Here is a 21,667-nt window from a genome sequence, read left to right as displayed (position 1 = left end):
TTCGCCCGAATGAGGTGCGGCGGGATCAGGGAGGAGGAGAGATCCCGCCGCGTATCGAACGCCCCAGGGAGGAGGAGAGGGGCTCCGAAACTTGCTGGGCTCTTCGCCCGAATGAGGTGCGGCAGGGTCAGGGAGGAGGAGAGACCCTGCCGCTAATCGAAGGCCCCAGGGAGGAGGAGAGGGGCTCCGAAACTTGCTGGGCTTTTCGCCCGAATGAGGTGCGGCGGGATCAGGGAGGAGGAGAGATCCCGCCGCGGATCGAACGCCCCAGGGAGGAGGAGAGGGGCTCCGAAACTGCTGGGCTTTTAGCCCGAATAAGGTGCGGCAGGATCAGGGAGGAGGAGAGACCCTGCCGCTAATCGAAGGCCCCAGGGAGGAGGAGAGGGGCTCCGAAACTGTCGGGCGTTCAGCCCGTCTGGTCTTTGCGGCGGCGGCCTCGGGAGGAGGAGTGAAGCCGCCGCCGGGTTCGATGGGCTCAGGGAGGAGGAGAGAGCCCGTCGAAATCAGATCTGTCTCAGGCCTCGTAGGCGGCCTGCCATGCGACACGGCGGATCATCGAGCGGTGCAGCCCGAGGTCGCTCAGTTCGCGGTTGCTCAGCGCGGACAGCTCGTTCCGCGTTTCCTTGAAGAGCTTGCGGCGGGCGTTGCGCTCGCGCAGCGAAGTCATCATGGATGCGATGCGACCGCTGAAACCGCTCTGGGTGCTGGTGTTCTGTTCGGTTGCGTATGCCATCTTGCTTGTTAGCCTGTGTTCGTGCGTTGCGTTGTTGGCCTATACTTGGGCCAAATGCTGCAGCTGCACAATCCCGGCAGGCCACAAGTCGGCTATGCAGTTGGCGCATGGAGTAGCTGAGGGAGACCTGAGCGAAACCAATGCGTTAAGTATAAAAAATGGGCAGACCCTGTTCGAGAATTGCAACGGGTGCAAAGTGACCCTACGTCGGGTTGCACAGAGCGAAAGGAATTTACATGGCCGGTACAATTGAAGCGGTGAAGGCCGAACTCGCGCGGCTCGAGCTTCCCGGCGGCGGCGACCTGATTTCGCGCGACATGATTCGTGCGCTGAGCGTCGACGGCGACGCCGTGCGCTTCGTGATCGAGGCGCCGAGCCCCGAGATGGCACGCCAGATGGAGCCCCTGCGCGCGGCGGCCGAACGCGCCGTGGCCTCGCTTCCCGGGGTGCGCACGGTCAGCGTGGCGCTCACCGCCCATGGCCCCGCGGCCAAGGCGCCCTCGCTCAAGATCGGCGGCCACGCCAAGCCGCAGGAGGGCAAGATGAACCCGCCGGGCGTGAAGACGGTGATCGCCATCGGTTCGGGCAAGGGCGGGGTGGGCAAATCCACCGTGTCCTCGAACCTCGCGGTGGCGCTGGCGCGGGCGGGCAAGAAGGTGGGCCTGCTGGACGCGGACATCCACGGCCCCTCGCAGCCGCGCATGTTCGGCATCTCGAAGCGCCCGGCGAGCCCGGACGGCAAGACCATCATTCCGCTCAAGGCGCACGGCGTGACCCTCATGTCCATCGGCTTCATGCTGCCCGAGGACAAGGCCGTGGTCTGGCGCGGGCCGATGCTGATGGGCGCGCTGCAGCAGATGATGATGCAGGTGGAATGGGGCGAGCTCGACGTGCTGCTCATCGACCTGCCGCCGGGCACGGGAGACGTGCAGCTGTCGCTGGGGCAGAAGAGCGAGCTTGCCGGGGCCATCGTGGTCTCGACGCCGCAGGACGTGGCGATGATCGACGCCAAGAAGGCGCTCGACGCGTTCCAGACCCTGAACGTGCCGGTGCTGGGGCTGATCGAGAACATGTCTCTCTATATATGTCCCGACTGCGGGCACGAGGCGCATCTCTTCGGCCATGGCGGCGTGGCGGCCGAAGCCGCGCGGCTGGGCCTGCCGGTGCTGGCGCAGCTGCCCATCGACCTCGAGACCCGCATCGGCGGCGATGCGGGCACGCCGGTCGCCCTTGGCGACGGCGTCATGGCCCAGGCCTACGCCACGCTCGCCGACCGGTTCATCAAGGGCGGGATCGTCTGAGGCCGGTTGCGCGCCTTGTTTCTGCGCCGCTGGGTCTTGCTGTGCGGTTGCCCGGCCCTGGTGCCTGTGGCGCGGGGGCAGGGGGCGCTGCCCCCGTCCCTGCGGGACTCCCCCGGAGTTTGTCTGGCAAGATGAAGACGCGAGGGCCTGGCTGCGGCCTGTTTTGAGTGCCTAGCGGTGGGCCGGGTTGATGGGATGGGCTTGGTGACGCGGGTCCAGTGCCGCGGGTCCAGAGGGCCAGCCCGTTGCGGGAGAGGGGGGTGTTGTCCCCGTCTCCTGCGGTGTTTGCTTGGCAAGATGAAGATGTGGGGGCTTCGCCGGGGGCGCCGGTCAGGCGACCTTGTGGAGTTGCAGGATCATGTCGAGTACCAGCGCGGCGGGGTCGACGTTGACGGCGCGGGCATGGCGGGCGCGGTCGCCGGCGTCCTGCGCGATCCGGGCCCAGGCGCGCCCGGTGGCGGGGTCCGGGGCGAGGCGGGAGAGCATCGCGGCCTCGCCGGGGGCGGCCTCGGGCATCGGCGGCTTTCCGGTGACGCCGGTGCGCGCGAGCCGGGCCAACACGAGATCCATCAGTGTCAGCACGAGATCGAGCCGCGGCTCGTTGGCCTTGCCTGCGGTGCTTTCGCCGAGGGCGATGGCGCGGGGGCGGTCGAGCCGGGGCAGGGTGTCGAGAAGCCGGACGAGGTCGGCGTAGAGCTTCAGCCCGTCGTGGTTCAGCAGCCGCAGCGCAGCCCCCACCGAGCCCGCAGCCAGTGCCGAGAGCGCCTGCGCCTCGTCGGTGCGGACCTCGGCGCCCGCCTGTCCCAGCGCGCGGGCCATGTCCTCGGGATCGAGGGGACCCAGGCGCAGCTCGCGGCAGCGCGAGCGGATGGTGGGCAGGAGGCGCGAGGGCTGGTGCGAGATCATCAGCAGCACGGTGCGCGCCGGCGGCTCCTCGAGCAGCTTGAGGATGGCGTTGGCGGCGCTCACGTTGAGCTCGTCCATGCTGTCGACGATCACCACCCGGCGCCCGCCCTCGGCCGAGGACAGGGTGAAGAAGCCCTTGAGTTTGCGCACCTCGTCCACGGTGAGCTGGGTCTTGAGCCGCTTGGCCTTGTCGTCCCACGACCGCCGCAGCAGGAAGAGCCCGGGCTCGGACAGCGCCAGGGTGCGGCGCATCACCGGGTGATCCGGCGCGATCCCGAGCGTCTCGGGCGGCGGCGGGGCGCCGAAGAGCCCGTCGTCCTGCGACTCGGGCGTTGCCAGCAGGAAGCGCGCGATGCGCCAGGCCAGCGTCGCCTTGCCGAGCCCCTTGGGCCCGGTGATCAGCCAGCCATGGTGCAGCCGGCCCGAGGTGTAGGCGGAGAGGAAGTCCTGCTCGGCCCGGTCCTGTCCGAACAGGCGGACGGTCTCGCGCGGATGCGGCGCGCCCTCGACGCGGTCGGGCTGGGGAATCTCGGTGTCGCTCATGTCCGCGCTTGTAGCGCGGCACGCACGTCGCGCGCCACCGCTTCGGGCGCGCGGTTGCCGTCGATGATGCGGAAGCGGTCGGGGAACTCGGCGGCGAGGGCGAGGAAGCCCGCGCGCATCTTCTCCTGAAGCGGCAGTCCGAAATCCTCGAAGCGCTCCTCGGCGGTGGCGCGCGCCTTGGCCCGGGGCAGCGCCGCGGCGGGGTCCATGTCGATGAGGATGGTGAGGTCGGGCTCGACGCCGATCATGCGCTCGTGCAGGGCGTCGACGGCGGCGCGCAGATCGCCGCGCGACAGGCCCTGGTACATGCGGGTGGAATCGGCGAAGCGGTCGCAGATCACCGTGGCGCCGCGGGCCAGCGCCGGCTGGATGGTGCGTTCCAGATGGTCGCGGCGGGCGGCGGTGAACAGCAGCAGCTCGGTCTCGGCGGACCAGCGGTCGGGATCGCCCTGCAGCACCAGCGCCCGGATCTCCTCGGCGCCGGGGGAGCCGCCGGGCTCGCGGGTCAGCACCACCTCGTGCCCGTCCCCGCGCAGCTGCTCGGCGAGCAGCCGCGCCTGGGTGGATTTGCCAGAGCCGTCGATGCCTTCGAAGCTGATGAACAGCCCCGTGCCGCCGGTCACATCGCCTCTCCGGCGGCGGGCTGCTGGATACGGTTGAAGAGCGCCTTGCTGACCACCAGCATGCGCTTGGTGAACCCGCCGCCCGCGACCTCGTGCTCGGCGAAGAGCGGCACCCGGTGCTCGGGCAGGCCTTCGGGGCGGATGATCAGCTCGGCCAGCTGCTGGCCCTGCGCGATGGGCGCCTTGAGCGGGCCGGTGTAGACCACCTCGGCCTCGAGCGTGGTGCCCGGGGTCACCGGCACCAGCAGGGTGATGTCGTCCTCGGCCACGAGGCCCACGCTTTCGGCGGAGCCCATCCAGACGTCGGCCTGCGCGACGGCGGTGCCCTTCTTGACCAGCGTGCGCTCGGCGAACTGGCGGAAGGCCCAGTTGACGATGGACTCGCTTTCCTCGGCGCGGGCGCGCTCGCTGTCGAGCCCGGTCATCGCGAAGACCACCCGGCGCTCGCCCTGCTTGGCCGAGCCCACGAGCCCGTAGCCGGCCTCGGCGGTGTGGCCGGTCTTCAGCCCGTCGGCGCCGATGTTGAGGCGCAGAAGCGGGTTGCGGTTGTTGACGTTCGAGGGCGCGCGGCCGTCGAAGGCGAACTGCTTCTCGGCGAAGATCGGGTAGAATTCGGGGAAGTCCTCGATGATCCGGGTCGCCAGCAGGGTGAGGTCGCGCATCGACATGCGGTGGTTGGCCGCCGGCCAGCCGCTGGCGTTGGCGAAGGTCGAGTTGGTCATGCCGAGCTGCTGGGCGCGCCGGGTCATGAGCTCGGCGAAGCCGGGCTCGGTGCCATTGGGCGACAGCGCCTCGGCGATCACCGCGCAGGCGTCGTTGCCCGAGAGCACGATGATGCCGCGCAGCAGGTCCTCGACCCGGACCCGGTCCTGGGTGTTGAGGAACATTGTCGAGCCGCCGTAGGACATGGCGTGTTCCGAGACCGGCAGGCGTTCGTCCAGCGTCAGGCGCCCGTCGTGGATTGCCTCGAAGGCCATGTAGAGCGTCATCAGCTTGGACATCGAGGCCGGGGGCATCGCCTCGTCGGCGTTCTTGGCCATCAGCACCGTGCCGGTGGTGTAATCGAGCACGAAGGCGGCGCGGGCGCTGGTGTCGAAGGCACCGGCCTGTGTTGCGAGCACCGCGAGGGTCGAGGCGGCGGCCAGCAGCCGGCGCAGGGGGCGGGAAGCGATCATCGGGCGGCTCATCGTCCTTCTTGTGCGTCTGTTCGTGCGTCTTGTCATTTCCGGCCGCATCGGAGGCCGGGACGGGGTCAGTTGGTCACGGCGTAGGCGTCGGTGAAGCCCGATGCCTTGATCTTGCGGAGCAGGTCGGCGCGCTCGGTCTCGTTCTGGGCCGGGCCGACGATGACCCTCCAGAAGGTCTTGCCCGAGCTCGACTGCTCGCGGACCGTGGGCACCATGCCGTTCTGGCGCAGGGCGGTGGCGGTGTTCTCGGCGTTCTGCTCGACGCTGAAGATCCCGATCTGGATATAGGGCTTGTCGAGCGAGGAAACAGGTTTCGCGGGCGCGGGTTTCGGCGCCAGGGCGGCGGCCTGCGGGGCAGGGGCGGTCTCGGCGGGGGCCGCGGCCGGCGCGGCGGTGGCTGCGCCCGCGACCGGGGCGAGGGGGCTTTCGCTCACGTTCGATGCCCCGGGCAGGGTCGCGGCCTTGGTGGCGGCGGGCACCGGGTCGGGATCGGCGGCCATCTCCTCGCGGCGCAGGGCGATCACGTCGAGGTTGGTGGGCGCGCCCGCCAGCATCTCGAGCGCGGCGGCGGCGTCGGAGGAGACCTGAAGCCGCGGCCCCGGCGTCTCGCGCTCGCGGCGGAAGAGGGCGCCGATGACGAACTGGCCGTTCTGCTGGTTGCGGATGATGACGCGCTCGGGGTCGGTCACGTCGGGGTGGGCGACCCAGACGCCGCCGAGCGACGGCCGTCCGTCCCAGAGCCCCGCCTCGGTGGCGTGGAAGATCTCGGGCGCCTCGATGTCGCGCTCGACGCTGCGCCCGGCGCGGCTGACGGTCTCGCCGGTCTCGGCGCCCTTGTCCTTGGATTGCAGGAAGCCGGGCATCGCACCCTCGTCGCAGCCGACGAGCGCCGTGGCGCCGGCAAGCAGGATCGCTGCCCGCCACGCAGTGCCCGGCCGCTTTGCAAACTCTGTGCCCATGCGTCGTTCCTTGCCTGTGTCAGAGCCCGCGCCCTGTCGTCCGCTCTTGTCCCCGGATCTTTTGCTGCCGGGGTTATTGTTCACCGGGTGCGCCGCCCGGGGGCCGTGCCCGCCGGTGATGCCTGCTCCGTTGTGCCTGTGTCCCGCCGGTCCGGCCGGCGTGATGGCGCCGAGAGTAACGGTTCGGCCGGTTCAAGGAAAGCCCGCAGTGTCCGGCTGGCGGTTTTTCCCTCTACATGCGGCTTTCAGAATCGCGTGAGCGAGGCTAGTCGTGTCGGACCGGAGGTTTGGCAGAGTGGTCGAATGCGGCGGTCTTGAAAACCGTTGGGCGTGAGAGCGTCCCCAGGGTTCGAATCCCTGAGCCTCCGCCAGTAGGCATTGTTTTTTATTGAGAAATTGCCGGTCTGACGTCTCTACCCGCCAAAGAACCCGCCAAGCGAAAAGCGCTTGGACGCAGCTTCATGCAACGCCCAGCGTGCATCGCGTAGAATCGGTCGTCATTGAGGTGGGCCGAAAGCATGCGACAGGTTGCTTAGAGGTGGCCGCAGGACTTCGGACAGTTGCAATGCTGTAGCGAATGTTCTGCCGTTGCCCTCTGGTCAGATCCGGGCTTCTCCGATGGTCAACAATTTTACACTTCTCATTGGGACAGGATGAGGGCGTCTACGTAGAAGGGCGAGGTGGCTCGCGATATGCCCCGCCAATCGGAGATACCAAGGAGCGGTTTCAGAGCCTTGTCATTGCCCGACTAGGAGGGGCTCATCTTTGGGGCGAGCTCGCGCCGCCGCAAAATCTGCAATGCTTGCGAGACTCCTGATTTTCGGCACATTCGCTCAATGTGCTAATACGCGATCCAAGTTGGACGGACGTCCTGTGTGTTTAGAGGCGCTTGACCAAGCGTCACGCCGTAGAAAAACCACAGCGCACAGCTCCGATGCTACCCGACCTGCTCGGTCAGATCCCGGTGGACGAGCAGATCGGCAGCGTCACGGCAGATGGCGCCTATGACACCCGCAAATGCCACGATGCCATCGCGGATCGTGGCGCCCATGCCGCAATCCCTCCCCGCAGGAATGCCAAGCCGTGGAAGACCGTCACCGCTGGCGCGGTCGCCAGAAACGAGGGCCTGCGCGCCTCCAAATACCTCGGCAGAGCCTTGTGGCGACGATGGCGCCGCATACCACCGCCGGAGCCGCGTCGAGACAAAGATGCACTGTGTCAAACTGCTGGGCTAGCGGCTCATGGCGCGGGACTTCGACCGCCATTCGTCACCCCCTGTGGCACGACCCAGCCGTACTCAGTGAGGTGTCCGCGGAGCGCGTTGGTGGCCTGAGTTCGCTGCCGGATGAGCAACTCTCGGACGCGGAAGACGCTTCGCTCCTTGCGCTTCCTCACTCTTCACGGGCACGAAGCGCATATTCGGTCTCTGCGCCGCCTCGCAGATCGCCTCGGCGTCAGCCGCATCATTTTTTTGCCGCTTGACGAACGACTTTACATAGGCGGGCGGGATGAGCCTGATGTCGTGACCGAGACTAGACAATTCCCGCCCCCAGAAATGCGCGCCGCCGCAGGCCTCCATCGCGACCAGACAGGACGGCAACTTGGCGAAGAACTCAATCACCTGCGCCCTTCTGAGCTTCTTGCGTAAGACAGCATTGCCTTTGCTGTCAGCGCCGTGGACCTGAAACACATTCTTCGCCAGATCCAGTCCGACCGTGATAATCTCCGACATGACCGCCTACCAGTTTGGATTGTTGCGATCCCACCTTGGCACATCGATGCCGCCGGGGGGGCGGTTACAGCATCAGAGCCGGTCGGAGGGACCGCTACCCGTGCCACCGCATTGGTTGTTAATCGCCAGTTTTTTTCTTTTGCAAAATGCCCAATTATTCGCAACACTTCCGATTAAATAAATTTGGAAGATATTCATAATGCGAGTGCATTCAATTCTCCTAGGTATCCTTCTGGCAATTGCAGCGGTGCCTCTTTGTGCAGATCCGCGCAGCCCGTTGGGCCAAGGAAAGACCGTGGTGAAGACCTACTCGGTCACGCCCGAGGGCTCAACGACGCCCGTGACGCGGTCTATCGAAGCTGTGTCGCTGAACACGTTCAAAGCGAAGGTCAAGTTTGTCGGACCCAGGCCTTACACCCTAGAGATAGTGAACTTGCCGCGGGCGGATGCTGACGCGGCGCCGGGCGAGGCCGAGGCGCCCGCAACGCGCAAGTCACTAGGCGACCCAATCTGGTACTTGCTTGGCGTTCGCGATAAGGTAGAGGGCGCGGGAATAAAAACTGCCTGGGCGGCCGAGACCCTGTTTCGAGATGCAAATGGTCGTGTGGCGCCAGTGCCCGTCGAAAAAACCGACACATGGCTCACAGAGGCGGAGCTTGATAGCTGGATTGCAGGCGAGGCGAATGCCTGCGACGGCAACGTCGGAACGATCCCTCAGCGAGACAATTTGCTACTGCTCTGGCGCGTCCTTCTCGCCGAAAGCGAGCAGTGTCAAAACCTCCTCATTTATGAGGTGACGGTCGAAGAGGCTCCTGCGTGGCTTGTCTTCCGGCGATGGGAAGTTGGCAGGCTGGGGGACCGGGCGGCTGTGCTTATGCGTGACCGCGGCGCGGTCTCGCAGCTTTTGAGCAGTGGCCTGCTGTTCGAAAGCCCAGGTTTGTCCGACATGAATTTCACCGTGATCGATCTGGGGGATCCGGTCGAGGTGGCGGCGGCGGGTAACTGGCTGCCGCCCAGCCAGACGCGCGAGGTTGTTTTTCCTTTGGACGGCAGCCTTCACGGGCCGGTGCCCTACGGGTCTGAGGCCTTGGTCCGCTACCCGCCAGACCCGCCAGCGGACGACGCCGCGTTGGCAAGGCCTACGTTTTTGAAGCTGGATACTAATCTTGCCGACGCTGCCTGGATCTCGGCTTGCGCGGACGGCTCTGGCGCGCGGGCGGCAGAGCCGGATCTATGCGCGCCGCCGTTTCTATTCGACGTGCACCCGACCGCGGCGATCCTGGAAGGGTTCCTGCCGATCAAGCACGTCATCCCTGCGCCGCCAGCGCCGCCAGTTAAGGTCGAGGCGCATAGCGTGACATCCGTCCCGCGCTGGCTGTTCCAGCGACTATTGGGCGACGCGTGGACCCCGAGCTACAAGAGCTTCGGCCACAGGGAGGCGCGCATGGGCCTGCTGACGCGCCAGAAGGTTGCGATAAACCAGGGCGACGTAGCCGTGGACTTGGCGGAGGAGGCCGCGAGCCTCGCTCTTGCAAATAATCCAGTGCTGCAGATGCTTTTTGCAAAGCGCGCATCCGCGCCGCCTGCGGCCCCAACGCGGCTTGATCTGGATCTCAGCAGCAACCGCCCCGAGATCTGCATGGCAATCCCCGAGGACAGCCGCTTTCGCGCCGCGCTGGACACCGGTGAGGTAGCGCCGCTGCTGCTTGAAATGCCAGGCCCCGCGGGCGCCTCACAGTCCCCCGCGTTGAACCCGATGACGCGCTTTGTGCTTATGGATCGCCGTGCGGGCAGCTACGTCGCTCAGACAGAAGCCACAATTGGGGCTTGGACTTCGTTCCTGACCTACACCAAGGCCGGCCGAGAGCTGCTCTACGGGACGAAGCTGGCGCCATGGATGTTCCCGGATCAGCAGGCGCCGTCGCGGCCCAGGTTCTGGCCCGTGTTGCGCAACGTGGCCAAGGCCGATCAAGCCGACGTCCAGCGCGAGTTCGACGGCTTCCAGTATTTTTTCCAAGCGGTATCGCGGCGACTTTTGACCGAGGGGGAGGGCCGCGCATCCGTCCAGGGGCACGTCGACGCCTGCTTGTCGCCCGAATCCTACCGTGTCAGCAGCGCAGCGGAAAAGCAGCTGTGCAACCTGCGCTCTTTTCTGGCGCTGCGCGCGTTGGAAACCTACCTAGGCAATCGCGAGGACCCACAGCAGCCCGTGGCGCCCAGATTGCCGGAAAACTATCCGAACCTCAGCGAAGTCGAGCGTGAGGCATGGGCGCTGGAAACGACCCAGAAGGCCACGCGCAGCGCGCCCAACGCCCCGCTGATTTCGGAGGCGCAAGATCTGGTGCTTGAAATTCAGCCAAGCCCTCCTTGGGTCTGCGGCGCAGCGGGGCAGAACATCGGCACCTTCGTTCTAGATGGGCGGGCGGTCAACTTCTGCCGCGCGCTACGGTCTTACTGGGAGGGCGCGATGGTCAACAACATCGGCGCCACGCCCAGCGTTCTGCGCACAGAGACGCTTTGGTCCAAGCCCATCGCGATGGCTTCTGAGGCGGATGTGGAGGCGTATGCCAACTGGGTCGCAGGCTTCGGCGGCCACAACGGCGCGCGCAAATGCGCACCGCAGTCGGTGACGCTGCCCAGCCTCGAGGACATGCTTGCCATTTCCCGAGGCTACCCGGTGAACGCCGCCGGGGCGCTCGACCTGGAAGGCGACTATGCGTCGTTGCACGCCATTACCGATTTGCACGAGCGCGCCTCCGCGATTGCCCTCTCCCCCGCGAGCCTGGTTGAAAAAGACACCGCTTTCGCCGCGCTGAGCGGGCTTTTGGGCATCGCGGGCACCCCGGGTGATGTCCAAGACGTCGATCGGCTCCCGCGCTGCGATGCGGTCGGCGGGTCTGCTCTAGATGAGCTGTGCGGGCGGGGCGCGCAGCCCGATGTCTACGTTTACGGCGGGATGAGCGGGCTGCGCGAGCCGGTGCGGAAGACCCCGGGCGCGGCCGACGCCGCGGCTGTCTACGGCTTTTACGCCGGCGCCTGGGCGCAGTTGGGGCCTGAGCGCTATTCGTGGCGCACGCAGAACGGATTTGATTCCGCGCCTGAGGTCAGGACGCGCGCGGCCGACCCCGAAGACGGCCAAAACAAGCGGGGTGACGCAGCTAAACCAAAGGTGCGGCTGGGCGATCCGATCACCGGGTTCCGCTTGGCCTACAGGCTACACCCGGTGCCGGTGGCCGTTCCGGTGCCGGTGGCCGTTGCGGCGGACGAGCCCGCCGAAGAAGGCGCGCCAGAGAACTCTGACGAGGAGGAGGAACAATAATGAAGCACTGCATCATCGCATCGCATCGCACTCTTGCGCGAGCGCGGCGGCGCGGGCTTCTAGGGGCTGGGTTCGTACTGGGTCTGGCGTGGGCCGCGCTGCCTGCAGGGGCGGACAACTGCATCTACCCCTGCGAGGCTGGCGCTTTTGCCGAGGAAGCGCCTTGCGCGCTGTGCGAAGCCTATGGCCGCGAATCTGATCGTAGGCTGTTGGACCCCGCAGAGCAGCGCGCCATCGCGAACTGCGTGTCACTGACATACTTCGGCGTAGAGGCCAATCCGGACGACATCCGCTCCATGGGGGACGAGCTGTCGGAGGCGCAATGGTCCTACGAGGACCCACAGGCGGGGATCTCGCCCCAGTACCGTCACAAGGTGGACCTGATGTTCCGCAAGATGTACGGCGCGGATGCGGCGTCCACCTACGCCGCACTGGGTCCGCCGTTCAAACTGCATCGGATCTGCCGCGTGCTCTTTGTCGACTACGCCGATGCGTGCCGCTCGGTGCTGGGTGCTGACGCTCTGGAATGCAACTAGCGCCACGCGATATCCTGCGCCGCGGCCTGGCGCTCGGAGCGGCGCTGGTGCTCGCCGTGGGGCTTTCCAGCGGGGCGGCCCGGGCGCAGGCTTGCGACGCGCTGGTCGCGCAATGCGGGGCCGCCGGCGCTGCACCCGGCAGCGGCACGCCCTGCCCAGAGCTTGACGTCCAACTGGCGCTGGCCTGCGGCGCGCATGACCTAGTGCTGGCCTACGCGCCCCTCAGCGGCGCTGCGGCGACCGAGATCGATTACTTCCACGGCGCGGCCTATTTCGCGCTTTACCGGCAAGAACGCGCCCGCGGTTCGGCCTGCGAGCTGGCGCGCCTGGCCGGCGACCGGATTAGCCGTTACCTGAAGGAAAAGCGCGAGCTGTTTTATGACGAGCGCAGCTTTGGCGTGGCGGGCTCATACGAGCGGGTCTACCACGCGACCAAGATCCTGGGCCTGATAGATGCGCAGCCAGGCTGCGTGCAGGGCGGGTTCAGCGAGGCTCGGCTGGGCGAGCTCGCCTCTGGGATCGCCCGGTCCTACATGACGGAGGTCTTCCTCGACACCCCACGCAGCGTGAAGTCCGACTTTGAGACGCTCGCCAGCGACCTGCGCCGCTTTTCCGGCCTTGCCTCAGACCTGGAGACCGGGATCGCGCTGCGCGCTATCGAAAGCAGCTCGGTCGCGCGCAAGCTGGGCACAGCATCCGACATCGTAGGCGAGCTGATCGGCGTGCCTGAGCAGGGCGGGGCAGAGCTTTTGGATGAGCTTGCCGAAGACGTGCGCAAGGGGCTGAACGCAGCCAACAAGCACGCGGCGGCGTTCGAAGACGCCGTAAAAGAAACCAGCGCCGAGGACTTCGCGGCGGCGCGGATGAAGCTGCTGGCGCTGCTGGGCCGATTCAACGTGATCTCCGCGGAAGAGATCGCGCTTTGGGCCGACCTCATCCCCCTCGCGCAAGCAGAAGGCGTTGCGCAAGAGCCCCACATCTTCCAGACCCTCGCGGTTGTGGCCGAAACCGCCGCGGAGGCCACGCCCGCGGGTGACGCGTTGACCGAGATAGAGAAGCAGTGGCAGGCCTACGGCGCCGAGACAGGCCTGTGCGAGGAACCTGCTGCGCGGGAAAGGGTGTGGTTTTGCTAGAACTAACCCGGATATGCACCGCCGCGCTGTTGGCCGTGGGTCTAATGGGTGCGCCTGCGCAGGCCCAAAGCATCCCGTCCGATTTCGACGCCCCGCGCTACACGATCGCGCAGCTCGACACCGCCTGGGTCGAGGTCTGGGGCACCAATTTCTCTGGCGTGCTGGCCCTGCCAGAGCTGCGCTTCACGGCGTTCGAAACTCCGTCGGACCCGCTCCCGCCACCCGATCATGGCGGGGACTTCCCGCTGCCGCCCACGGTTGGCGAAAGCGCCTCGACCGCCCAGCCCGCGCGCCCGGCGTCAGAGCGCTTGGTCATCGCAACCAGCGACCGCGCCACTTTGCTGCAGCGGCGCGCGATGGCGGACATCTACCTCAGCAAGCTGCAGTTCTTCGCGCCGACCGACGACATCACGGCGGAGAGCCTGCGGGCGCTGGCGTTGCGGGAATACATCGCCCGTTCCGAAAGCTTTGCGATCAACGCGCTCTTCGCGCTAGAGGCGGTTGACCCCCGCGTGAAATGCCCGCTGCTGGTGCGGCTGCAGGACCTCGGGGGCGATCAGGGCGCGCGATTCGTCCTGTCCTTCGATCGGCTTCGCGGCCTCTTCGCGCAGCTGCCGCCCTCGGTCACCGCGCTCGAGGCCGGGCGAAAGGCGCTTTCTGAGCGCCTGCGCGCACATTCCGCCAGCGCCGCCTGCGCCTTTTCCGTTCCTGAGGGCCGAGCCGAGACCCTGGCCAAGCTGCGGCTGCGCATCCAGTCCCAGATCGAGGCCGCCGTGCGCGAAAAGATCCGCGAGACGCAGCTTTTGATGCGCCACGAGGCGCGCGACTTTGCCCGCATGGCCAATGAGATGTCCGTGTCGATCCCCTCGCGCCTGGTGGACGAGCTGTTGGCCGATGTGGCCAGCACCAAAGCGGTGCTGGTCTTGGCCAGGGACGACCGCTTTGGCCTGAAACCCGCGCTAGAGGCGCTGGACGAGGCGAAGGGTTTTTCAGATCTTTTGTCAACGGGCAACGACGCGGCTGTGCAGGAGGGGGCAGAGTTGCGCGAAGAGTTTCAAAGAAAGATCGACCAGGTTCTGGGCAAGTTCGGCGCGCTCAGCACGCAGCGCCAGCTTGTCGCCCAAAAGGAGGCCGGGCTGGCTGTGGCGGAGAAGGTTGTGGACGATTGCGCGCCGCTCGCCGTCGACGGCGGTCTGGTCAAGCCCGCCTTCGGCCCGCTCAAACCCGACGCTACGGCTATCGCTGCGGCACGAGGTGCTGTCACAGGCCCCTTCCGGGCCTGCCTGCAAGCGTTGCTGAATTATGTAGACAGACTGCGTGAGCAGGAGGAACGCAGCAAGGACATCGCCTCCTTCGCCAGGCAACTGAACGACCTGTCTAAGGTCTATCTGTGGGAGCTGAAGCGATGAACGCGTATGGTGCGCTTCTCCGCGTGGCGCTCGCCGTGGTGGTGCTGGCGGCGCCGGCCTGGTCGCAGGAGGCGCCCGCGCGGTCCTGCGCGGCGCTGTCGGAATACGAGGCCGGGCAAGAGGCCGACCGCTTGGTGGCGCTCTTGCAGATCGCGAACTTCCGGGCCGACCTCCCCGAGATGGCGCAGTATTCGGCCGAGCTAGAGCTGTACATGAACAGCTGCGACCCGGACGCGCAGAACTGGCCACCGCTGGTCTGCGGCTACCAATGCTATACCCATCTTACGCGCGAGAAGCTCTTTCGTGCCACTGATCTGGTGCTCTTGTCGGCGCGCTCCGGGATCGGGCAAGCGAGCAGCGTGATCTCGCCCCAGGCGCGCCAGCAAAGCGCCGAGGAAGGTCTGGCGCTGGTGGAGCGCGGCCTGAACGCGCTCTTGCGCAGCCAGACCCAGCCCAGCCCCTCAGCAGACGCGGAAGAGGCCGAGGACCTCGCGCGCTTCCGCACATTCGTGCGCCAAAAGGTGGCGTTGAGCGCGCTGAAGATCCAGCTTCTGATCAGCCAAGGCGACATCTGGTACCAAACACTGTCCGAGGCGCGGATGCAGCGGCTGAACTACCTGGTGAGCCAGGCGCTGGACCCCGCGGTGCAGACCGCGGCAGACGGCAATGACAACCTGGCCTTCGGGGGGCTGAAATACGAAGAGGCGCTTTGGGCGCTGATCGAGATCAAGCTCGACCTGCCTAGCGAAAGCACCTACGACGACCTGCGCGCGGATCTTCTGAAGCTAGAGCTCGATCTGCGCGCCCGCCGCGACAGCCTGGCCAAGGGCTACCTGTTCCTAAATATCGACCCGGAGGCCTTTACCACGATCTCGTTCGAGGATCTGCGCGCGCGGCTGTCGCAGACCGCCGACAGGCTGGGCCAAGTGGAGGCCAGGATCGAAGAGGTGATCGAGCTGTGGGCCAACGCCAGCGATGCCCAAGCCAGCCGCGAAGAGGACGCCAAGCGCCTGGTGCGCGGCCAGCAGGTTAACCTCTTGGCGCACCAGATCGGCAAGCTCGAGACCGAGGCCAAGGTCGGCGCCAACGCCATCGAGGCCCAGGTCAACGCGCTGGGCCAGAAGCAGGACACGTTCGAATACCGCCGCCGCGTGCGCGAGCTGGAGATGGCGCTGGCCCGCCAGGTGGCGCAGCTGGAAGGCCAGCAAGAGCTGATCGAGGCCCGCCAGGAGCTGGACCTCATCGTGCTCAACAAAGAGCGCGCCACCGACCTACGCGCAGAGTTGCGCTGGAAGATCAGCTTTGAGGTGCTGCGGCTGAACTTGTTGCTGCAGATCGACGCGCTCGACGGGCAGGTGATCGAGTACCAGCGCCAGTTGCAGGCGAACGCCACCCAGCTGCAGGACGTGGCCAACCAGCGCCTGATCGTGCAGAACCAAATCGAGGCTGAAGAGTTTCGCATCGCCCGCGACAAGGCCGCCATCGCGCGCATCGAACATTCCAAGACAGAGGTCAGCGCACGCAAGCGCGACGTCACGCTCGCCCAGATCTGCGGGATCGAGCAGCAACTGGCCTTCATCACTGACGCCGTGCCGATCACGCCTATGGACGGCGCAGACGCCTGCAACTTCCCGGCGCCGCAGACAATCCGGCTGCAAGAAGAGATCGACGCAGAGATCTGCGAACTGCGCAGCCAGCTGGCGGACACAGAGCTCGCCTACCAGGCCTTTTTGCTGCAATGCGTGGTCGCCGACGACCGCGCCAGCTTCTTCGTGGACCTGGAAGACGAGCAGCAAAGAGCGCTCGACTCCGCCCGCGCCCGCGTCGACGACGACGGGCTTTGCGAGGGGTTAAGAACCCAGGCCGATCTGGCCAGAGACATCTACGACGCCGAGCTCGCCGTGCTAAAGCGCCGCCGCGGCGACATGGCCGCCCAGCGGGCCGAGGTGCAGGCCCAATTGCGCTTTGTCGAACGCGAACTGCGGGACTTCAACGGGAACGTCGAGGTCCTTCAACAAATGCTGCAGCTCGCTGAGATGACGCTCGTCGGGGCCGCGGCTCTGCCCGATGTGACCATTGCGGCAGCTGGACTCTCGAGTGGGGTTTACACTTCGGTCCCGGATGGAAAAAACAACGCGCTGATAGCCGTTGCCGCGCTGCGAAACCAGATTGACCGTGTGATGCGGCTCCGCCAGATCGACAACGCGGCGCAGCAACAAATCGACCAACTCCAGCTGCAGATCCTCCAGCTCAACCAAGCGCTCGAGAACATCTCGATGGACCAGGTGATCAAGGACCTCGCGTTCGAACAGACCCGCGCGCAGCTGGCGCGAGAACGGACGGGGGTGCAGAGCGCCTCTGCTCAGGCCGCGATCAACCGCAGCTTGATCGGCTTGCAATGCGAGGCCGGCGTCGTGACGCGCGCAAGCAACGTGGCGGGGCTCGCGGCCGAACATGCGCGGCTGCGCAGCGTGCTGGAGTTTCAGGCCTCTGAGACGGCGCTCTTGGACAATGACATTCGCCAGCTGCGCCTAGGCATCCAGTCCCACCAGAAAGCGATTGAGAACCATCGGCTGGCGCTGACCAAGCTCGACGACGAGGAGGCGCGGCTTGGAACCGACAACGGGATGCTCACGCGCCTTATCGAGAATGTGACCGGGCGCAAGGACTTGGTCGAGGACACGCAGCGAGAGGTCGAAGGGCTGGCAGAGCAATCCGAGGGCGTTACCCGCGAGATCGAGATCCTGCGCGACCAGCACGAGCAGGCACTGCTCGCGCTCAACGACATAGAGATGCGGCAGCTGACCGACCGAATCAATGCAGAGACGGGCTTCACCGAAGAACTCGTGGCGCAGGTGGGCGAAGCGGCAGAGCTGACGCGCCAGCGGCGCGCGCTCGACGTAGAGATGCAAAAAAGGACTGCGGTCTACCTGTCGGCCGTGCAAGAGCGCGAGACCGACATGACCGAGCTGCTCAGCGAGATCGATGATCCCGAGGCCAGACGCGACCGATTCCTGGCCACGCAAGAGATGCTGTCAGAGGTGCTGCGCGGCATCCCCGACTATATCGACACCAAGCGGCGTTACCTCGAGCTGGGCAACCGGCTGCATCATCTGATGTGGAGGCGCTACGCCACCGTGCTGACGGTCATCGGCGACGACCCGTCCATGCCGCAGGCCTACATCACCTCTGGCGATAGCCTGCGTGCGCTGGCCGACGCGGTGGACTACCAGCGCTTCTTTGACGAGCGCCAGATCAACATCGACATGACGCGGATCCCGATCCCCTCGGGCTCTGGCTTTGTGCAGTCGCTGGCTCAGACGGGCTCTGTTGACTTCCAGCTCTCGCCCGGCGTGCGCAGCGTGCAGGACATGGCCGACGCGGGCTACCTGGTGCTGTGGGACCCTGCCAAGCTGGACAACCGGCAGAACATGACGCTGGTGGATATGTTCGCGGCGATTGATTACGGCTGCAATGCGGGTCTACGCCGGAACCGCTACACGCTGACGCACCAGGGTTCGGGCATTGTGTTCCGCCCCGTGACTGAAGGCGCGTCTGACTTGGCCGCCGAGCTCGTGATCGGGCCGCCGCGCAACAAGGCCCAGACCTTCCTGCGCAGCACGACCGAGGACGCGCAGATCGACCAGATTCTCAGCTATTGGTCCAGCGATTTCGCCATACGGACCTTCCCGCCAAGCGGCGGGCCGCGCAACGACCCGGAGTCGCGGCTGCGTTATCTGGGCGCGCCGCTCATTGGCGACTACCGGCTCGACGCCCATCCCAGCGACTGCGCCCATGACCGATCCGTCATCACCTTGTACTTCGTCTTCGCGAGCGCCGCATGAGACAGCTGATCGCCCTGGCCGCCAGCGCGGCGCTCACCGTTTTCACCGCAGCGCGGACCCCGGCGCAGACGGCCACCGCCGCCGCCAACAGCTACACCGTTCGGGCCGCGATCCTGGCGCGCGACAATTGCAACGTGTCGCTGGATGTGTCGCGCTTCGTGGCCTTCGAGCGCGCGGTCTGCCTGTACCACCAGGCGGTGCCGGAGGACGGGCGCAGCCTGGATGAGCTAGCCGCAGTGCAGGACCTGCTGGCCGAGGCGCAGATCCTGGGCCTGCCGCCCGCGCAACAGCAATTCGCGGCGCTGCTGAGCGGCCTGGCCTATGCCCATGAAGCCGTGCTGCATCAGGGCCGCCTGGATGCGCTGGACCCCGACGCGGGCGAGGCGCCGCGCCTTGTCGCCGAAAGCGCCGTGTGCCGGGCGCGGCGGATCGCGCTGGCAGAGCTCGGCGCGGTGGACTGGCGCTTTGCGCTGATCGATTACGAGGCGACGACGCCAGTGGACCCCAACCTGTCTCTGGCCGCGCGCTTGGAAGAGATGACCGGGTTCTACGCCCCCGGGGCCGTGCTGAACGGCGAGGCCCATGACGTGGCCTGCGGGCAGTTGGCTCCGGTGGCGCCGACCAGGCGCGACGCCATCGCGGACGAAGCCGTGAAGGCGACCGTGGATCAGTATTTCGGCGGCAGCCGTTCGCGCGCTGCGGCGATGTTCGCCCGTAAGCTCGAGCAGGCGGTTCTTGTGCGCGAAAGCTCTGCCCGGCGGATCGAGGAGCTGAAACACGACGCGCAAGAGGTGACCCGCCGCTACGAGGCGCTAAACGCGCAATACCGGCGCGAGGTGCAGCGCTATGACGAGATTGCCGAACGCTACGAGTCCGCTAGCGTCACAGCCAACCAGGTTCTGGACGAGTACGAGCGCTGGCGCGCGCGGCTCTACATCTCTCCCACTGACGGGGCCGACCTCTTGCCGTTGTTCGAGGAAGGACGTGACATGCTCAGCGCCGAATTGCGCGCGATGAGCGACGCCAGCGAGCGGCCGAACCGAGTAAAAAGGGCGGACACGCTTCTGGTCAACATTGAGAAGGCCATCAACCGCACCGCTTTGCAAGAGCGGCAGCTGGAAAAGATGTGCCGCATCTACGCCTGCCAGCTTCTGACCCAGCGCAGTCTGCCTGATTTGGTCGAGGCTTGCGCACGCCCGCCGATGAAGGACAACCCGCTATGCGTGAACAAGGACAGGACGCTGCGGGGGGGGGCAGATGCGGTCGAGCTCTGCTCCGGCGTGCATGTGGTGAAAGAGATTTTGAAAGCGTCCCAACCCTTCGCCACGGCAGAGCAAGCCGCGCAATGCTGGGCGGATGCGCGGGGCACGCCATGAGGTGGCAGCTGCTGTTGGCTTGGGCGCTCTGCGGGGCGGGGGCGGCGCAGGCCCAGGCGCCGCAGCTGGAGTTTGCGCTCCCGAGCCAGGACGCCGAGCCTAGCTACGCTTTGGCTTACGGCAAGGCCCGGTTCAAGTTGATTGGCTGCAAAAACGAGGCGGCGGCGCGGTCGCTTGCCCAGGCCTCGCCGGAGGAGGCAAAGGAGCTGCTGGCAGAGGTGCTAGAGCAGTCAGAGCACCCAAAGCTGCCGTGCGCGCCGGGCGTGACCGTCCCTGCGGGCGGCTTTCCGATGGACGCCCCGCTGCGTTTTTGGCGCGACGACGCCGGCGACGTTTGGTGGGCCTTATCTGTCCACGACCGCCTGTATGCCGTGCCCGACAATTGCCGGGCGCTGGTGGCGGCGCTGGGCATGATAGAGCGCGCCGCGGCGCGTGACCCGCTGGAAGCGCAGCCTCCGGAGGGCGCGGACCGGATCAACCTAACCTGCGGCAGCGCAGGTGGGCAGCTCCCAGGGTCGTTAGAGTCCAACGGCGGGCGCTGGACCCTGCATTGGACGGAATCTTACGGCTGGACCGCGCCCGACAACGCCTCCGCCACAAGTGACGTGCTTTACGTGCTGCGCCTCGCGCCCGACCCGCTGGTCAGCGAAGGGCCAGGAGCGGTGGACATCCCCGTCTGGCGTATCAACGGCACGCCTGTCAGCGAGATCTTCTCAAGTGCCGAGCAGCGCAAACAAGCCGAGGATGGTCTAAGCCAGATGCTCACCGGCGAGGTGGGCCCAAAGCTCGATCCCACCCCGCTGGGGGGGGAGGGCCGCGAGAGGCTGACCGGGCTGCCGGCCCTGGATCTTTGCCTGGGGTCGGAGCCAGTCGGGGACTGTCCCGCCAAGCGGATGCATCTGGGCTTCGGCACTCGTCTGCCCGCGCCGCTGTCTGCGCGCGCCGGCGCGTCCGACTTCGGCGAGGACCAGTTGACCTGGCGCTATGACCCGCAAGCAGAGCTGGTACTTTCCAATTGCGGGCCGCTGGTGGCGGCGCTTGGGCTGGATGCGGATCCGGGGCAAGCTCAGGCCACGGTGGGGCGCCATGTGGTGGATTGCCCGCCGGTGCCCGCCGGGCATTGCACGGTTGAGGTCGCAACCGAAGCCGAGCTGCGGGCTGCGCTGCTGGGGCCGAACACCGACAGTGGATGCCTCCAATCTCACAGCCGCTTGCAGGTGGTGCTGACGCAGGACATCACACTCGGCACCCCGCTGCGGGTGTCGGGCGGGCGGCGCTACGAACGCGTCCTGCTGGAGGGCGAACCTCTGGGGAAAGACGGCGCGCGCACGCCGGTGATCCGCGGCCCCTCCCGGGCCATCAACGGCCTCAGCAGCGACATTCCCTGCCCGACGCGCGCATACCTGCCGCTGCTGTTGGTAGACGCGATGCCCTATCTCCGGCTGCACCGGCTTACGCTTGAACAGACGAACCCCAACACGGATTTTGGCGTCGCGCTGATGGCCCGTGAGAGCCGCGTCTCGCTTGGTGGTGTGAAGATCGGCAACGCAAAGGGCGACGCGCCGGCTTATCCCGTGTCCGTTTGCAGCGGCGAGGTCTACGTGTATGACAGCTTGATCAACGGCCGCCGGGCCGGCCTGCGCGCGCAGGAAGGCGCGCAGCTGCAGCTGACAGGCAGCGCGCAAGGCAAGGCCAGCATCGCCGCGCACGGCGCTGGCGGTTCAGCGCTGAACCTTTCCGCGACCATCGCGGAGCTGCGCCAGATCGAGCTTCGGGCCGCGACAGCCATCGCCGCCCGCGGCGGGCACATCACGGCAAACAAGACGACGTTTGAGCCCGAAACAGAGCGCCAGGGGCGCGCGCTGGATCTGTCAGACGGCGCAGAGGCAAGGCTGCGGCTGAGCGCCTTTGGCGCGTTTGACTGTACCGCGCAGCTCTCGCAAGGGACCACAGCCGAGATCTTGATCACCCGCGACCCTGCAGAACCGGGAGCGCTGACATTGTGCGACGGGTCCGCGGGGACGCTCGTGGTGCCATAATGTTGGAGCAGGAAGGGGAGGGCGCG

Annotated in this window: 13 protein-coding genes, 1 tRNA gene and 2 pseudogenes; 10 read left to right on the top strand and 6 right to left on the bottom strand. The window is 66.6% G+C overall.

Going from position 1 to position 21,667, the window contains the following annotated elements:
• Positions 1-514 precede the first annotated feature (514 nt).
• Positions 515-733: a DUF1127 domain-containing protein gene (locus BLQ77_RS26040; RefSeq protein WP_008884013.1), complete on the bottom strand. Its 219-nt coding sequence runs from the start codon at positions 731-733 to the stop codon at positions 515-517.
• A gap of 236 nt (positions 734-969) precedes the next feature.
• Between BLQ77_RS26040 and BLQ77_RS26035 the strand changes: the two genes are divergently transcribed.
• Positions 970-2,034: an Mrp/NBP35 family ATP-binding protein gene (locus BLQ77_RS26035; RefSeq protein WP_089964033.1), complete on the top strand. Its 1,065-nt coding sequence runs from the start codon at positions 970-972 to the stop codon at positions 2,032-2,034.
• A 330-nt stretch (positions 2,035-2,364) separates the two neighbouring features.
• Here the strand turns inward: BLQ77_RS26035 and BLQ77_RS26030 are convergent, their stop codons facing one another.
• The 4 genes from BLQ77_RS26030 to BLQ77_RS26015 all read right to left on the bottom strand — a co-directional run bounded on the left by BLQ77_RS26030 (position 2,365) and on the right by BLQ77_RS26015 (position 6,252).
• On the bottom strand, positions 2,365-3,483 hold the full coding sequence (locus BLQ77_RS26030) for a DNA polymerase III subunit delta' (protein WP_089964032.1): 1,119 nt from the start codon (positions 3,481-3,483) through the stop codon (positions 2,365-2,367).
• On the bottom strand, positions 3,480-4,106 hold the full coding sequence (tmk, locus tag BLQ77_RS26025) for a dTMP kinase (protein ID WP_008884062.1): 627 nt from the start codon (positions 4,104-4,106) through the stop codon (positions 3,480-3,482). Before tmk ends, BLQ77_RS26030 begins: the two co-directional genes overlap by 4 nt.
• Positions 4,103-5,281 carry a D-alanyl-D-alanine carboxypeptidase family protein gene (locus BLQ77_RS26020; RefSeq protein ID WP_008886283.1) on the bottom strand — a complete coding sequence of 393 codons (1,179 nt, stop codon included), beginning with the start codon at positions 5,279-5,281 and terminating at the stop codon, positions 4,103-4,105. The genes tmk and BLQ77_RS26020 overlap by 4 nt, the downstream gene beginning before the upstream one ends.
• Before the next feature lie 77 nt (positions 5,282-5,358).
• On the bottom strand, positions 5,359-6,252 hold the full coding sequence (locus tag BLQ77_RS26015) for an SPOR domain-containing protein (protein ID WP_089964031.1): 894 nt from the start codon (positions 6,250-6,252) through the stop codon (positions 5,359-5,361).
• Positions 6,253-6,533: 281 nt separating this feature from the next.
• Between BLQ77_RS26015 and BLQ77_RS26010 the strand changes: the two genes are divergently transcribed.
• Both BLQ77_RS26010 and BLQ77_RS26005 read left to right on the top strand, forming a co-directional pair.
• A tRNA-Ser gene (locus tag BLQ77_RS26010) sits at positions 6,534-6,623 on the top strand.
• Between the two features lie 557 nt (positions 6,624-7,180).
• Positions 7,181-7,484, top strand: a pseudogene (locus tag BLQ77_RS26005) (transposase); the annotation flags it as partial.
• A gap of 31 nt (positions 7,485-7,515) precedes the next feature.
• Here the strand turns inward: BLQ77_RS26005 and BLQ77_RS26000 are convergent.
• Positions 7,516-7,984, bottom strand: a pseudogene (locus BLQ77_RS26000) (IS110 family RNA-guided transposase); the annotation flags it as partial.
• Positions 7,985-8,279: 295 nt separating this feature from the next.
• On the opposite strand from BLQ77_RS26000, the gene BLQ77_RS25995 reads away from it, so the two are divergent.
• The 7 genes from BLQ77_RS25995 to BLQ77_RS25960 are packed head-to-tail and all read left to right on the top strand — an operon-like array spanning position 8,280 to position 21,641.
• The gene (locus tag BLQ77_RS25995) at positions 8,280-11,303 is read left to right on the top strand and encodes a hypothetical protein (protein ID WP_089964030.1); all 3,024 of its coding nucleotides are present in this window, start codon (positions 8,280-8,282) and stop codon (positions 11,301-11,303) included.
• The gene (locus BLQ77_RS25990) at positions 11,303-11,839 is read left to right on the top strand and encodes a hypothetical protein (RefSeq protein WP_089964029.1); all 537 of its coding nucleotides are present in this window, start codon (positions 11,303-11,305) and stop codon (positions 11,837-11,839) included. The genes BLQ77_RS25995 and BLQ77_RS25990 overlap by 1 nt, the downstream gene beginning before the upstream one ends.
• Positions 11,830-12,972, top strand: a complete 1,143-nt coding sequence (locus tag BLQ77_RS25980) for a hypothetical protein (RefSeq protein ID WP_131822065.1) — start codon at positions 11,830-11,832, stop codon at positions 12,970-12,972. Before BLQ77_RS25990 ends, BLQ77_RS25980 begins: the two co-directional genes overlap by 10 nt.
• Positions 12,966-14,381, top strand: a complete 1,416-nt coding sequence (locus tag BLQ77_RS25975) for a hypothetical protein (RefSeq protein WP_131822064.1) — start codon at positions 12,966-12,968, stop codon at positions 14,379-14,381. Before BLQ77_RS25980 ends, BLQ77_RS25975 begins: the two co-directional genes overlap by 7 nt.
• Positions 14,378-18,226 (top strand): coiled-coil domain-containing protein, encoded by a 3,849-nt coding sequence (locus BLQ77_RS25970; RefSeq protein WP_089964025.1) that lies wholly within the window; start codon positions 14,378-14,380, stop codon positions 18,224-18,226. Before BLQ77_RS25975 ends, BLQ77_RS25970 begins: the two co-directional genes overlap by 4 nt.
• Positions 18,223-19,602 (top strand): hypothetical protein, encoded by a 1,380-nt coding sequence (locus tag BLQ77_RS25965; RefSeq protein ID WP_089964024.1) that lies wholly within the window; start codon positions 18,223-18,225, stop codon positions 19,600-19,602. The genes BLQ77_RS25970 and BLQ77_RS25965 overlap by 4 nt, the downstream gene beginning before the upstream one ends.
• Positions 19,599-21,641 (top strand): hypothetical protein, encoded by a 2,043-nt coding sequence (locus BLQ77_RS25960; RefSeq protein WP_131822063.1) that lies wholly within the window; start codon positions 19,599-19,601, stop codon positions 21,639-21,641. Before BLQ77_RS25965 ends, BLQ77_RS25960 begins: the two co-directional genes overlap by 4 nt.
• Positions 21,642-21,667 lie beyond the last annotated feature (26 nt).

It is taken from the genome of Salipiger thiooxidans, assembly GCF_900102075.1.
Classification (GTDB): domain Bacteria; phylum Pseudomonadota; class Alphaproteobacteria; order Rhodobacterales; family Rhodobacteraceae; genus Salipiger; species Salipiger thiooxidans.
Note: the sequence above shows the minus strand (reverse complement) of the source record. Positions and strands in the feature narration are given on the sequence as shown.

Bases quoted from the DNA above. Each gene is read 5' to 3' on its own strand.
- BLQ77_RS26030 (WP_089964032.1), bottom strand. From the start codon at position 3,483: ATGAGCGACACCGAGATTCCCCAGCCCGACCGCGTCGAGGGCGCGCCG.
- BLQ77_RS25990 (WP_089964029.1), top strand. From the start codon at position 11,303: ATGAAGCACTGCATCATCGCATCGCATCGCACTCTTGCGCGAGCGCGG.
- BLQ77_RS25980 (WP_131822065.1), top strand. From the start codon at position 11,830: ATGCAACTAGCGCCACGCGATATCCTGCGCCGCGGCCTGGCGCTCGGA.
- BLQ77_RS26040 (WP_008884013.1), bottom strand. From the start codon at position 733: ATGGCATACGCAACCGAACAGAACACCAGCACCCAGAGCGGTTTCAGC.
- BLQ77_RS26015 (WP_089964031.1), bottom strand. From the start codon at position 6,252: ATGGGCACAGAGTTTGCAAAGCGGCCGGGCACTGCGTGGCGGGCAGCG.
- BLQ77_RS25970 (WP_089964025.1), top strand. From the start codon at position 14,378: ATGAACGCGTATGGTGCGCTTCTCCGCGTGGCGCTCGCCGTGGTGGTG.
- BLQ77_RS25960 (WP_131822063.1), top strand. From the start codon at position 19,599: ATGAGGTGGCAGCTGCTGTTGGCTTGGGCGCTCTGCGGGGCGGGGGCG.
- BLQ77_RS26035 (WP_089964033.1), top strand. From the start codon at position 970: ATGGCCGGTACAATTGAAGCGGTGAAGGCCGAACTCGCGCGGCTCGAG.
- BLQ77_RS26020 (WP_008886283.1), bottom strand. From the start codon at position 5,281: ATGATCGCTTCCCGCCCCCTGCGCCGGCTGCTGGCCGCCGCCTCGACC.
- BLQ77_RS25965 (WP_089964024.1), top strand. From the start codon at position 18,223: ATGAGACAGCTGATCGCCCTGGCCGCCAGCGCGGCGCTCACCGTTTTC.